We start from the raw sequence: 13,221 nt of genomic DNA, 5'->3' as shown, positions 1-13,221 counted from the left end.
ACCCGGCGCTGGGCCGGGTCAAGTTGGGGAAACCGCGACGGCCGGGCGCTCAGGCCAGCAGACGCCGCGCGATGACTTGCGCCTGAATCTCGGCAGCACCTTCAAAGATGTTCAGGATGCGGGCGTCGCACAGCACCCGGCTGATCTTGTATTCGAGGGCAAAGCCGTTGCCGCCGTGAATCTGCAACCCGTTGTCGGCCGCCGCCCAGGCGACGCGCGCGCCCAGCAGCTTGGCCATCCCGGCCTCGAGATCGCAGCGGTGGCCGTTGTCCTTTTCCCAGGCGCTGAAATAGGTCAGCTGACGGGCGATCATGATTTCGACCGCCATCATGGCCAGCTTGCCGGACACGCGCGGGAAGTTGATCAGGGCCTTGCCGAACTGCTTGCGCTCCTGCGCGTATTGCATGGCGATGTCCAGCGCGCTTTGGGCCACGCCGATGGCGCGGGCGGCGGTCTGGATACGCGCGGATTCGAAGGTTTCCATGAGCTGCTTGAAGCCCTTGCCTTCCTCGCCGCCCAGCAGGTTCTCGCCCTTGACGTGGAAGCCGTCGAAGGCCAGCTCGTATTCCTTCATGCCGCGATAGCCCAGCACCTCGATCTCGCCGCCGGTCATGCCGGGGGTCGGGAAGGGGTCGTCGTCGGTGCCGGGCGTTTTTTCAGCCAAGAACATCGACAAGCCCCGGTGATCGGTGGTTTCGGGATCGGTGCGCGCCAGCAGCGTCATCACATGGGTGCGCGCGGCATGGGTGATCCAGGTCTTGTTGCCGGTGATCTTGTAGTCACCGTTTTCGTCCTTGACCGCGCGGGTGCGCAAGCTGCCGAGGTCCGAGCCGGTGTTGGGTTCGGTGAACACGGCCGTCGGCAGGATCTCGGCGCTGGCGATCTTGGGCAGCCATTGGGCCTTTTGGTCGTCGGTGCCGCCCGCGATGATCAACTCGGCCGCGATCTCGGACCGGGTGCCAAGGCTGCCGACGCCGATATACCCGCGCGACAGTTCTTCGGAGACCACGCACATCGACGCCTTGGACAGGCCGAACCCGCCGTATTCCTCGGGGATGGTCAGGCCGAATACGCCCATCTCGGCCAGTTCCTCGATGATTTCCATCGGGATCAGCTCGTCCTTGAGGTGCCATTCATGGGCGTTTGGCTCGACACGATCCAGCGCATAGCGGCGGAACTGCTCGCGGATCATCTCAAGCTCTTCATCCAGGCCCGAGGCGCCGAACATGGTGGCCCCGGATTGGTCTTGCATCAGCTGAACCAGACGGCTGCGCGCGGCCTGGCTGTTGGCCTGTGCCATCAGAGTCTGTACCTCGGCGCATTGGAAGCCCGACAGCGCATCCCAGCCCAGCCCCAGATCCTGCAGGCGCACGACCTCGCCCTGGTTCATCGGGATGCCGCCGGCGACCTGGTGCAGATATTCGCCAAAGGCGATCTGGTGCAGCAACTGCTCCATCTCGCCGAACTTGCCCTGGGCGTCCAGCGCCTCGGCCCATTTCTGCATCTGCTGCAGCGACTGGTTGTAGGTCGCCAACCAGGCCAGCCCATGCGCGGCGGTCTGGTTCGCCTCGACCAAAGCGCCCGAGACGCGACCCTCGGCCGAGACCATCGCGCGCACGGCATCGCGCGCCCGGTCAAAGACGGACTGAACCGCCGGCAGCGCGGCCCCCGTCAGGGTCAGAAGATCAGGCAGAACCGGCTGAGAAGTCATGTTCGTCATATCTTGTCCGTCATGGGCCATGAATCACGTCCTTTGCTGGGTTATCTGGTCATATCATGCTGCAACTGCAGCGCAACAAAAATTCACAAAATGCGTCGAAAAGGTCCAAAAATTACGTAACGAATTTTGCGGTGCAGAGAAAATCTGCGGTGGTATGTAGGGGCAATGGATCTGTTTTCTTTGATGTCCCTGCCCGAACTCTACCTTGCGTTCGCGGTCGCCTTTCTGGCCGGAGCGGTGAAAGGCATGGTCGGTTTCGCCATGCCGATGGTCCTGATTTCGGGGCTCAGCATGATGCTGCCGCCTCAGCTTGCGCTGGCCGGGCTGATCCTGCCAACGGTTGTGACGAACGGGATCCAGGCCTTGAGAGAAGGACGCGCGGCAGCGATGTCTTCGATCCGGCAGTTCCGGGTCTTTCTTTCCGTCGGGCTGGTTTTTTTGTTGGCGAGCGCTCAGCTGATCAGCCTGGTTCCATCGCAGGCTTTCCTTCTGATGATCGGAATTCCCGTCACGTTCTTTGCCACGATCCAACTGCTGGGCGTGAAACTGAGCCTGTCTGAACAATCGCCGAAGATCGAGGCCGCAGTCGGTGCGGTTACCGGGTTCATTGGCGGCATATCAGGCGTTTGGGGACCTCCGACCGTTGCCTATCTGACTGCGCTGAATACCCCCAAATCCGAACAATTGCGCATTCAGGGCGTAATCTATGGCTTGGGAGCCTTGGCTCTGGTCGTGGCGCATATTGGATCAGGCGTGTTGCGGGCTGAAACCGTGCCGTTCTCGGCTGCGCTGACCCTTCCGGCTTTGGCCGGCATGTGGCTGGGATTGCAGATGCATGATCGGATTGATCAGGCCACGTTCCGCAAGGCGACTTTGTTGGTTCTGATGATCGCAGGTGCGAACTTGCTGCGCAGGGGGGTGTTCGGTTGAACGCTCAACCCTTACGTTCAAAATAGCGGAAGGCAAAAAACAGTCCGAACATCAGGAACAGCAGTCCCGAAAGATCGCCGATCAAAAAGGCAAAATACTCGGCCGTCGCGCTGCCAAAAGCCAGGTTGGTCAGGCCGGACACCAGGATTGACGTGATGACTCCGACCCCCATGATGCAGGCCCAGCAGGGCGCCCGATCAGCGGCGGGAAACAGATCCCATCCTAGCCATTTCAACAAATAGAATACGGCCGGCGCCGTCGTGACCGCAATCAAGATGGCCAGCAGGCGGCTGGTCAGAAAAACGTCCGAGCCACCGAGTGTCGCGAAAACCAGAAAGACACCGGGCAGCATGGCAAGTATCGCACGCCACCCCAAGAGCCACGCCGCAAGGACCCGCACGCCGTGCGGAAGAAATAACAGGCTGGCGCGGCTTGGGTACTCTGGAAAGAACACGTTCTGCATGGGCATCAGAACCCAAAAGGTCAGAAACGAGGCGCCGATATAGGCCAACGAAGCAAAAAACGTGTCAGAGGCCCACGATCGCATAATGCAATGCTTCTTTTAGGTCTGCTCAGCGGTCAACGCGGGGCGTTGACGACATACCGTCCCCGATTGGCGTTTCCGCTTTGAGACAAGTAGCCCTTCTGAACCAGCGACTTGAGGGCGCGGAAGAAGGTCGGGCGCGAAACGCTTTGCACCAAAGTGTGCTCGATCAGGCCATAGGTCCGGACTTCGCGCGTGTCTTTCGACAGCTCTTCGGCCGCGTAATAAATGTCACGCTCTACCGGAGAAAGCTCTTCGAGCCCCAACGTGCGTTCCATGCTCTGCATCAACTTGCGCAGTTCCGCCAGTTTCGAGATCTCGGTCATTTCCATTCCTGATTTTACCAGTGCCACGAATTGATATCCGCTTGGTCAAATGACCCATGATAGTCGCCTATCACGCGGCATATCTCATGTTGACACTCATCCCCTTGATAATACACTACCGCCTTGATTAGGCTGCTCATCTTGCGAGTGTGAGTGTCCGCGCGCGAGCTGCCCAAAGGTTTTTTCAGTCTTGGCCCGGTGCAATTTGCGCCGGGCTATTTCCTTGTAATGGGTCCTTGACTTACTGCATGATTTTTAGGCGGGCAACGAATTTGTTCATGCCAATGTCACATTGCAACTGCAGGAAGAACAAATAACTGCAAGGACCCGTTATTGTGCGCGCAGGGGCCCGCAACCGCGCCCCTGCATGTCGGTTCAGCCGATTGCGACGGCTTTGATGTCTTCGTCGATGAACGGCAAATACTGTTCAAAGTTCTCGGCGAACATCTGCACCAGCTTTTCGGCTTGCCGGTCGAATGCGGCCTGATCGTCCCATGTGCGGCGCGGATCCAGCAGAACTTCGGGCACACCAGGGACCGTCACCGGAACGTCGAAGCCGAAATTGGCGTCCTTGCGATACTCGGCATCGGCCAGCGACCCGTCCAATGCGGCCGTCAGCAGGGCACGCGTGGCTTTGATCGGCATCCGGCTGCCAACGCCGTATGCGCCGCCGGTCCAGCCGGTATTGACCAGCCAGCAGGTTGCGCCGTGCTGGGCGATCTTGTCGCGCAGCAGCTTGCCGTATTCCTCGGGGCGGCGCGGCATGAACGGGGCGCCGAAGCAGGTCGAGAAGGTGGGCTGCGGCTCGGTCACGCCGCGTTCGGTTCCGGCAACCTTCGAGGTGAAGCCCGACAGGAAATGGTACATCGCCTGCGCCGGGGTCAGCCGTGCGATCGGCGGCAGGACGCCAAAGGCATCACAGGTCAGCATGATGATGTTTTTCGGGTGCCCGCCCAGAGCCGTCTTGGAGGCGTTCGAAATGTATTCCAGCGGGTAGGCGCACCGCATGTTCGCGGTCAGGCTGTCATCGTTGAAATCCAGTTTCAGGGTTTCGGGATCGAAGACCATGTTCTCGATCACCGTGCCGAACTTCGACGTGGTCGCGTAGATCTCGGGTTCCGCTTCGGCGCTCAGATTGATTGTCTTGGCATAGCATCCGCCTTCGAAGTTGAAGGTCCCGCGATCCGACCAGCCGTGCTCGTCGTCGCCGATCAGAACACGTGCCGGATCAGCCGAAAGCGTGGTCTTGCCGGTGCCGGACAGGCCGAAGAAAACGGCGGTGTCGACGGGGTTGCCCACAGCATGGTTGGCCGAACAGTGCATCGGCATCACGCCTTTTTCGGGCAGCAGGTAGTTCAGAAGCGTAAACACGGACTTCTTGTTCTCGCCCGCGTATTCGGTGCCGCCGATGAGAATCAGTTTGCGGTCAAAGTTCAGCGCGATCACCGTTTCGCTGCGGCAATCGTGCTTTTTCGGGTCCGCCTGGAAGCTGGGGCAGTTGATGATGGTGTAATCTGCGATGAATTCGTCCAGGTCCTCGCGGTCCGGGCGACGCAGCAGGTGCCGGATGAACAGGTTGTGCCAGGCCAGTTCCGTAACCATGCGCACATTGATCGCATAGGCAGGATCAGCGCCGCCAACCAGATCCTGAACGAAGTAGTCCTTGCCTTTCATATGGGCCAGCATGTCGGCGTACAGCGCGTCAAAGCCATCGGGGCTCATTTCCGCGTTGTTTTCCCACCAGATGCTGTCCGCCACGCTTTCGGTCCGGACGACGTGCTTGTCCTTGGGTGACCGGCCCGTGAACTTGCCGGTGGACACCAGAAACGCTCCGCCATTGCCCAGCGTGCCTTCATTCCGCTTGAGCGCCTTCTGAATCAGCGCCGGCTCCATCAAGTTGTAATAGACATTGCCCAGCCCCTCGATGCCTTGATCTTCGAGGCGGAACTGCGGGTTTACCCGTCCAAATGTCATTCGTGTCTTCTCCTGTGGCGGCGCTGCGGCGGTTGGGGCCGTCTGCGCTCATGAGGCGTAGTGCCGGTTAGTCCGGCGGATAAGGGCCTCATATCACGGCCGTTTAGGGCATGAACAGGACGGTTTGGCACAGTTAGCGCAACCAAGGCCGGGTTTAGCGCAACCAAGATTTTCCGGTCGGAAAACCCGGGCACTTTCGGAAGCGCAGGACGACCTTTTTGTCGCAGGATCGTGAACAATGTGGCGCGATTCGTACATCCGGATTGATTCGCGGCCTTAAAAAAGCCAAGAATGCCCTACAAAAAGCAAAAATACATCGTGAGTGAGCAGGTAAAGGGGCAGCCCTATGTCTAAGATTGCACTGGTGGATGACGATCGGAACATTCTGACGTCCGTATCCATGACGCTCGAGGCCGAAGGGTTCGAGGTCGAAACCTACAATGACGGGCAGGCAGCCCTTGATGCGTTCAACAAGAAACTGCCGGACATGGCGGTTCTGGACATCAAGATGCCCCGCATGGACGGCATGGATTTGCTGCAGCGGCTGCGGCAGAAAACCCAGATGCCGGTGATTTTCCTCACGTCCAAAGACGATGAGATCGACGAGGTTCTGGGCCTGCGGATGGGCGCGGATGACTACGTGAAAAAGCCATTCTCTCAACGCCTTCTGGTCGAGCGCATCCGTGCACTGCTGCGCCGTCAGGAAGCGACCGACGGGGATGCGTCGGCTGCAACCACCGGGGACGCAAAGGTGATGGAGCGCGGCGATCTGCGCATGGACCCCCTGCGTCACGCGGTCAGCTGGAAGGGGACCGATGTTTCGCTGACGGTCACGGAATTCCTGCTGCTGCAGGCCTTGGCGCAACGCCCCGGCTTCGTCAAAAGCCGCGATCAGCTGATGGATGTCGCATATGACGATCAGGTCTATGTCGACGACCGGACCATCGACAGCCACATCAAGCGTCTGCGCAAGAAGATGCGTGCGGCTGATCCCGAGTTTTCGGCTATCGAAACGCTGTACGGTATCGGGTACCGTTACAACGAGGAATAAGCCGGGCCGGCTTTCTGCAAAGGTGAATTTGTTTCGTGCGTGACACCGAGCAATCCAGCGAGTTGCGCGACGGTGACGTCGTTCTGGGCGATGATTGGGTCATCCCGCAAGACCCCGAGTCGGCCGAGCTGCGCGCGCGGCGATCGCGGCGTACTCTGTTCACGCTGCGCAACTCGCCGCTGGCGCGCAAGATCATCACGTTCAACCTGATTGCTTTGGTGATCCTGGTCGCAGGGCTGCTGTACCTGGACGACACCCGAAAAGAGAGGGTCCAGCAAACGGCGCGGAACCTGATCGGCGATGCGCAACTGGTCAGCAACGTCTTCGAGGCCCAGCTGCGCCAGGTTGCCGGATCGCGGGACGCTTCTGACCTGAACGTCAAAGCGACACTTGCCGGGCTGAGCATCCCCGAAGGCGGCGAAGTCTTCGTCTATGACAGCACCGGCACGTTGATCGGCTGGACACGGGGTTCCTCGACCGTGTCGGAATTGCCGGGCCTGATTCAGGCCGAGGCGGATGTTCCGACCGGCAGCACATTGATCTCTGATGCCCTGACCGCCGTCTGGAATGGTCTGTATTCGGTTTTCACCACCGGATCTGAAACCGAGGCGCCGACGCTGGCACAGCGGGTTCAGGACATCATTCCAAACGCGCTGGACGGCCACATGCAGGTTCACGCCGTGTCTGATGCGGCCGGAGACACCGTGATTGTGGCGGCGTCGCCAATCGTTCTGGATGGCGCCCCTGTGGGGGCTGTCGCAATGGCTGGCCCCGCCGGAGAAATCGATGCACTGGCTCGAAAAGAGCAGGAGCGCATTCTACAGATGTTTGTCGTTGCCCTGCTGGTCTCGGTGGGTCTCAGCCTTGTGCTGGCCTCGACCATCGCGAACCCGCTGGCGGATCTGGCCGCTGCGGCGGAAATGGGCAAGGACCGCGGCACTGGGGTCAATCCCGGCCGTATCCGCATCCCCGACCTGAGCGCCCGCCCGGACGAGATTGGTCGGCTTAGCCGTGCGCTGCGGGGAATGGTGACGGCGCTCTACAACCGGATAGACGCCAACGAACAGTTCGCGGCTGACGTCGCGCATGAAATCAAGAACCCCTTGGCCAGCCTGCAATCGGCCGTCGGTACGCTGCGAATGGTCAAGCGTGACGATCAGCGCGAGAAATTGTTGGGCGTTATTGAGCACGATGTCCGCCGATTGGACCGCCTTGTCAGCGACATCTCGAATGCGTCCCGCCTGGACGCTGAACTGGTCAAAGAGCAGGAGCAGCCCTTCGATCTTCTGAAGCTGATCGGCAATATCAGTCAGTACCTGGGCGAAGACGCCCGGTCGAAGGGAATCGACTACATCACGGATTTACCGTCCAAGCCCATCGTCATAAACGGGCTCGAGGCCCGTCTGGCGCAGGTTTTCGTGAACCTGATTACAAATGCCATTTCCTTCTGCGAGGAAAGCGATGCGATCCGCGTTTGGGTGCGCCAACGCGAAAACCGGGTTCTGGTTGTTGTCGAAGACACCGGCCCCGGTATTCCGGACCAGGCCCTGACCAAGGTTTTCAAGCGCTTCTACTCGCAGCGCCCGGCCGAGCATTTCGGTAACAACTCGGGCCTTGGACTTGCGATCTCGAAACAGATTGTCGAGGCCCACGGGGGCGTCATCTGGGCCGAGAACATCCGCCCGACCGAGGCGGACATCACGTCGGACCCGCAAGGTGCGCGGTTTGTCGTGGGTCTTCCCCTTTAAGCGATGTGCGCTTTGCGCCTTCCCGAAAAACCCAGCGATGATCCGGTCTGCGTGCACGCCACATGCGTTGCCGTTGCTGGCCGCGGCGCACTGATTTCGGGGCCATCCGGGGCCGGAAAATCGGCACTTGCATTGCAGATGATGGGCTTCGGAGCGGACCTCGTCGCCGATGATCGTGTGAATTTGACCCTGTCGGGCGACCGGGTGCTGGCGGATGCGGTTCCTCAGATCCGTGGATTGGTCGAAGCCCGCGGCGTCGGGCTGCTGCGCGCCACGGCCTGCGGTCCCGTTCCGTTGGATTGGATCGTGGATCTGGATCAGGTGGAATCCCAGCGACTGCCGGAACCGCGACAGGTTCTTGTGCTTGGACATCCTGTTCCCTTGCTTCGTGCCGCCGGCGTCCCCAACTTGGCGTCAGCACTTGTTCAACTGATGAAAATGGGGCGCGTCGATCCGCAATGGCCAAGCACATGACAGCACAAACGCGCATCGTTCTGGTGACAGGTCCGTCGGGCGCGGGCCGGTCGACGGCGATTCATGTGCTCGAGGATCTGGGCTATGAGGCCATCGATAACTTGCCGATGGGCATGTTGCTGCGCTTGATGGAGGGCGCGGATCCTTCCCGGCCGATGGCGTTGGGGATCGATGCCCGCAATCGTGATTTCTCGACCATCGGTTTTATCGAATTGGTCGCCAAACTGGGTCGGATGAGCCAGGTGGACCTATCCACGCTTTATCTGGATTGCAGCGACGAAGTGCTGTTGCGCCGATTTTCGGAAACCCGGCGCCGTCATCCGGTCGCAACCGATGCCAGCCCCGAAACCGGTATCCGTCAGGAGAAGGAATTGTTGGAGCCGATCCGCGAGATCGCCGACACTCTGATCGATACCAGCGTGCTCAACGTGCACCAGCTGCGATCCGAGGTCGAACGCTGGTTCGCGCCGGAAGGGGGCCGGCATCTGGCCGTTTCAATCGAGTCCTTCTCCTACAAACGGGGGCTGCCGCTGGGTCTGGACATGGTGTTCGATTGCCGATTTCTGGCCAATCCCTATTGGCGTCCGGAACTGCGCGAGGCTGATGGTCGCAATCCGGACGTTGCGTCCTATGTTCAGGCTGACACAAACTATGCCGCCTTCTTCGAACGGGTGGTGGAACTGTTGCTGTCTCTGCTGCCCGCCTTCAAGGCCGAGGGCAAAACGCACCTGTCGGTCGCTTTTGGCTGTACCGGGGGTCAACACCGCTCGGTCGCGATGGCCGAAGCGGTCGCAAAAGCCCTTGCAGAGCAGGGGCAGCCGGTGGCAATTAGACACCGCGAGATGGAACGTCGATCGTTGAATGTGAGGCCGGATTGATCGGAATTGTAATCGTGGCGCATGGCGGATTGGCCCAGGAATACCTGGCGGCCATGCAGCACGTCGTGGGCAAGCAACCCGGCCTTGTGGCAGTGTCGATCGACGCCGATCATGATCGCGAGGAAAAGCAGGCCGAAATCTGCCGGGCCGCGGATGCTGTGGATGTCGGCGACGGAGTTGTTGTCGTGACCGATCTGTTCGGGGGCAGCCCCTCGAATCTCAGTCTACGCGCCTGTGCGCCGCAGGACCGCAGAATTCTTTACGGCGCCAACCTTCCGATGCTGATCAAACTGGCCAAAAGCCGCCAACTTCCGGTCGGGGACGCCGTCCGTAGGGCCATGGAGGCTGGACGAAAGTACATCAATGCGCAAAATGTGACATTGGACTGACATCGGATCGATTGAATATGGCCACCAAAAGCTTGAAAATAATCAACGAAAAGGGTTTGCACGCGCGCGCTTCAGCCAAACTGGTCGAGGTGGTCGAAGGGTTTGACGCCCGCGCCGAAGTGTCCAAAGACGGAATGTCCGCGTCGGGTGACAGCATTATGGGCCTTTTGATGTTGGCGGCTTCGCGTGGAACGACTATTGACGTCGAAACGTCCGGGCCGGATGCTGAGGCGCTGGCAGTCGCGCTGGAAGCATTGGTGAACGACAAGTTCGGCGAAGGTTTCTGACGCAGGGCACTGCTACGAAACAAGAACGGGAAGACCAGGAATTGGCGGAAACCACGCACGATACCAAGACCAACACGGTGGTGGCCGAGACCGCGGAAGCGGGCGAAATCTACGACCGCCGCACGCTGACCTACGCAAATTCGTTTGACGACGCCTGGACCTCGACGGCCATCAAGGCGATCGAATGGTGCACAGGCAAGCTGACCATTCTGCGCATGGTCAACAAGTTCGAAAAGCAGAATGAAAAGTATCGCGGCCAGAAATTCTGGGGTGGTGCCCTTGGTATCATGGGAATCGACCTGACCACGCCCGAACACCAGATTGCGCGCATTCCGAAAGAGGGGCCCGTTGTGGTGGTAGCCAATCACCCGCATGGGATGGTGGACGGCATGATCCTGGCCGAGTTGATCGGACGGGTGCGCCAGGACTACCGTATCCTGACCCGCTCGGTTCTGACCGGGCTGGATGAGGCCGCGACCTCGTTCATGATCCCGGTCCCGTTTCCACATGACCCCGAAGCCCAAAGCAAGATGCTCGAGATGCGGGGCAAAGCGATGGAGCACCTCAAGAACGGTGGTGTCGTCGCGCTGTTCCCATCCGGGGTGGTGATGTCTTCCGACACCTGGTTCGGCCCCGCTCAGGAACGCGAATGGAACGTGTTCACAGCTAAGATGATCCGGCGATCCGGTGCTAAGGTCCTGCCCATCTACTTCCCCGGCAGCAACTCGCGCTGGTACCAGATTGCCAACAAACTATCGGCAATTCTGCGTCAGGGACTTCTGCTGCATGAGATCGTCCGGTCCTGCAACAAACCGATCGGCCCGGTAATCGGAGAGCCGATTTCGGACGAGGACATGAAACTGCTCGAACGCGACCCGCGCGGATTCATGGCCTGGCTCAGAAAACACACGCTGGCCTTGGGGCAGTCACCACAAGCCTGATCCACCGTTCATTGGCGCGAAAATATCGCGGGCGAGCGGGTCGGTCCCTTGACGGCTTAGCGCGTCGGGACCGGAACCTCGCCACGGTAGTCATAAAACCCGCGATCGGTCTTGCGGCCCAGCCAGCCGGCCTCGACATATTTCGTCAGCAACGGGCAGGGGCGGTACTTTGTATCCGCCAACCCTTCATGGAGGACGTTCATGATGGCCAGGCAGGTGTCCAGCCCGATGAAATCGGCCAGTTCCAGCGGGCCCATGGGATGATTGGCGCCCAGCTTCATGGATTGGTCGATCGACTGAACGCTGCCGACCCCTTCATACAGAGTATAGACGGCCTCGTTGATCATCGGCATCAGGATGCGGTTCACGATGAAGGCCGGAAAATCCTCGGCGCTGGCGGCGGTTTTGCCCAACCGATCCACCACGGCCTTGCAGGTAGCAAAGGTTTCTTCGTCGGTGGCGATACCGCGAATCAACTCGACCAATTGCATGACAGGAACCGGGTTCATGAAGTGGAACCCCATGAACCGCTCCGGCCGATCCGTCCGGCTGGCAAGCCTTGTGATCGAAATGGACGAGGTGTTCGACGTCAGGATCGTGTGAGCCTGCAAATGCGGCTGCAGATCCTCGAAAATCGCATGCTTGATGGCCTCACGCTCGGTCGCGGCTTCGATCACGAGGTCCGTCTGGCCGATCTCCGGAAGGTTCAGCGTGGTCTTGATCCGCTGCAGTGCGGCCTGCATCTCGTCGTCACCGATCTTGCCGCGTGACACCTGACGAGCCAGGTTGCCCTTGATCGTTTCAATGGCAGCATCCAGCGCATCCTGGCTGATGTCGTTCAGCAGAACGTTATACTCTGCCAACGCCATCACATGGGCGATTCCGTTGCCCATCTGGCCCGCGCCGATTACTCCGACTGATTTCACGTCCATATTGAACTGCCTTCCGCATCAAGGTTCAGGGGGGACATTATCGGCAGTCCGGGTTGCGCGGCAAGGGGTTGGGACCGGTCCAATTCGCTTCAAATGCGCACATTAGAGTTTTCTAAACACCTAAGGCCGCAGAATGGCGATTGGGTGAAGAAAATGGGTGGCTGACATGAGTTATCATGAGTCGGGCGCGACTGGTGTCGAGGAATCCGTCTGCCGGTACGGGGCGTCAAAATTGTGGTTTCGCGGGCCAAAGCGAGCGTTGCAGGTACCATATGTGGCCTGCGTCGGCGGCACCGAGACATTCGGTCGGTTCGTCGATTCTCCGTTTCCCGCCGCGTTGGAGCAGCGGCTGGAAATGCAGTGTCTGAATCTGGGCAGTCTGTTCACGGGTGCCGAGGGGTTGGCGCGGGATCCGGAAATTCTGAGCCTGATGAATGGCGCCGAGGTTTGCGTTCTGCAACTGCCATCGGCGCTGAACCAGTCCAACCGGTTCTACCGTGTTCATCTCCGACGCAATGATCGGGTGCTCGAGGCGACCTCGGACCTTTCCGCCTTGTACCCCGAAGTTGACTTCGCCGACGTTCATTTTGTGCGGCACCTTATGTCCAGGTTGTCGGCCTTTTCGGATGCACGGTTCGAAATGGTGGCCGCCGAGTTGCGGCGGGCTTGGGCAGTGGCGCTTCGCACCCTGTTGGACAACGTCACCAGCCGGGTTCTGCTGCTGTGGCTGGACTGGGATCACAGCCCGGCAGTCGGGCTGGATGCGCGCGGGGTATCTGATCCGGTACCAATTACACAGGCCATGATTGATGGGGTGTCGGATGGAGGGGTGCCAACCGTGAAGATGACGGTGCGCCCTTCAGGTGCTTCGGATGATCTTGAGGACATGCTGTTCGGCACGATGCAGCAACCGATGGCGGAATATATGATCGGGCCAGCCACGCACCGGGCCATTGCCGAACGTTTGCTGCCTGCGATCCGAGACCTCGAATGAAAAAGGCCCGCCAATTTGGCGGGCCTTGAGTTC

The 13,221-nt window shown here is 59.8% G+C and carries 14 protein-coding genes; 9 read left to right on the top strand and 5 right to left on the bottom strand.

The genetic code is table 11. The features are described from left to right. Nucleotides 1–49 precede the first annotated feature (49 nt). Complete coding sequence (locus ACR3EL_RS14205) at nucleotides 50–1,741, bottom strand: acyl-CoA dehydrogenase family protein (protein WP_170342641.1); 1,692 nt, start codon at nucleotides 1,739–1,741, stop codon at nucleotides 50–52. 144 nt (nucleotides 1,742–1,885) lie between these two features. On the opposite strand from ACR3EL_RS14205, the gene ACR3EL_RS14200 reads away from it, so the two are divergent. Beyond that, nucleotides 1,886–2,650, top strand: coding sequence for a sulfite exporter TauE/SafE family protein (locus ACR3EL_RS14200; RefSeq protein WP_170342640.1), 765 nt, complete (start codon nucleotides 1,886–1,888; stop codon nucleotides 2,648–2,650). 4 nt (nucleotides 2,651–2,654) lie between these two features. On the opposite strand, the gene ACR3EL_RS14195 is transcribed toward ACR3EL_RS14200, so the two are convergent. The 3 genes from ACR3EL_RS14195 to ACR3EL_RS14185 all read right to left on the bottom strand — a co-directional run bounded on the left by ACR3EL_RS14195 (nucleotide 2,655) and on the right by ACR3EL_RS14185 (nucleotide 5,494). Next, nucleotides 2,655–3,197, bottom strand: coding sequence for a hypothetical protein (locus tag ACR3EL_RS14195; protein WP_254432994.1), 543 nt, complete (start codon nucleotides 3,195–3,197; stop codon nucleotides 2,655–2,657). 32 nt (nucleotides 3,198–3,229) lie between these two features. Next, complete coding sequence (locus ACR3EL_RS14190) at nucleotides 3,230–3,547, bottom strand: hypothetical protein (RefSeq protein ID WP_254920234.1); 318 nt, start codon at nucleotides 3,545–3,547, stop codon at nucleotides 3,230–3,232. A 348-nt stretch (nucleotides 3,548–3,895) separates the two neighbouring features. Continuing rightward, nucleotides 3,896–5,494 (bottom strand): phosphoenolpyruvate carboxykinase, encoded by a 1,599-nt coding sequence (locus tag ACR3EL_RS14185; RefSeq protein WP_170370027.1) that lies wholly within the window; start codon nucleotides 5,492–5,494, stop codon nucleotides 3,896–3,898. A 346-nt stretch (nucleotides 5,495–5,840) separates the two neighbouring features. On the opposite strand from ACR3EL_RS14185, the gene ACR3EL_RS14180 reads away from it, so the two are divergent. From ACR3EL_RS14180 to ACR3EL_RS14150, 7 genes are read left to right on the top strand one after another with little or no spacing between them, the layout of a single operon-like run. Next, nucleotides 5,841–6,545, top strand: a complete 705-nt coding sequence (locus tag ACR3EL_RS14180; protein WP_170342637.1) for a response regulator transcription factor — start codon at nucleotides 5,841–5,843, stop codon at nucleotides 6,543–6,545. A gap of 35 nt (nucleotides 6,546–6,580) precedes the next feature. Further along, nucleotides 6,581–8,293 carry a sensor histidine kinase gene (locus ACR3EL_RS14175; protein ID WP_170361560.1) on the top strand — a complete coding sequence of 571 codons (1,713 nt, stop codon included), beginning with the start codon at nucleotides 6,581–6,583 and terminating at the stop codon, nucleotides 8,291–8,293. 3 nt (nucleotides 8,294–8,296) lie between these two features. Further along, nucleotides 8,297–8,767 carry an HPr kinase/phosphorylase gene (locus ACR3EL_RS14170; protein WP_170454063.1) on the top strand — a complete coding sequence of 157 codons (471 nt, stop codon included), beginning with the start codon at nucleotides 8,297–8,299 and terminating at the stop codon, nucleotides 8,765–8,767. After that, entirely contained in the window at nucleotides 8,764–9,645 is an 882-nt protein-coding gene (rapZ, locus tag ACR3EL_RS14165) for an RNase adapter RapZ (protein WP_170342634.1), read from the top strand. The genes ACR3EL_RS14170 and rapZ overlap by 4 nt, the downstream gene beginning before the upstream one ends. Further along, nucleotides 9,642–10,034: a PTS sugar transporter subunit IIA gene (locus ACR3EL_RS14160; RefSeq protein ID WP_093965293.1), complete on the top strand. Its 393-nt coding sequence runs from the start codon at nucleotides 9,642–9,644 to the stop codon at nucleotides 10,032–10,034. The genes rapZ and ACR3EL_RS14160 overlap by 4 nt, the downstream gene beginning before the upstream one ends. A gap of 17 nt (nucleotides 10,035–10,051) precedes the next feature. Then, the gene (locus ACR3EL_RS14155; protein WP_093965295.1) at nucleotides 10,052–10,321 is read left to right on the top strand and encodes an HPr family phosphocarrier protein; all 270 of its coding nucleotides are present in this window, start codon (nucleotides 10,052–10,054) and stop codon (nucleotides 10,319–10,321) included. A 41-nt stretch (nucleotides 10,322–10,362) separates the two neighbouring features. Further along, complete coding sequence (locus ACR3EL_RS14150) at nucleotides 10,363–11,262, top strand: lysophospholipid acyltransferase family protein (RefSeq protein WP_170342633.1); 900 nt, start codon at nucleotides 10,363–10,365, stop codon at nucleotides 11,260–11,262. A gap of 56 nt (nucleotides 11,263–11,318) precedes the next feature. Here ACR3EL_RS14150 and ACR3EL_RS14145 read toward each other — a convergent pair whose 3' ends face one another. After that, entirely contained in the window at nucleotides 11,319–12,194 is an 876-nt protein-coding gene (locus ACR3EL_RS14145; protein WP_170342631.1) for a 3-hydroxybutyryl-CoA dehydrogenase, read from the bottom strand. A gap of 166 nt (nucleotides 12,195–12,360) precedes the next feature. On the opposite strand from ACR3EL_RS14145, the gene ACR3EL_RS14140 reads away from it, so the two are divergent. Then, a complete protein-coding gene (locus tag ACR3EL_RS14140) occupies nucleotides 12,361–13,188 on the top strand; it encodes a DUF6473 family protein (protein ID WP_217358674.1) in 828 nt (275 codons plus the stop codon). Nucleotides 13,189–13,221: the final 33 nt, after the last annotated feature.

The organism is Ruegeria sp. BJ3 (assembly GCF_056535665.1).
The sequence above is the reverse complement of the archived record's forward strand: the minus strand, read 5'-3'. Positions and strand labels throughout refer to the sequence as shown.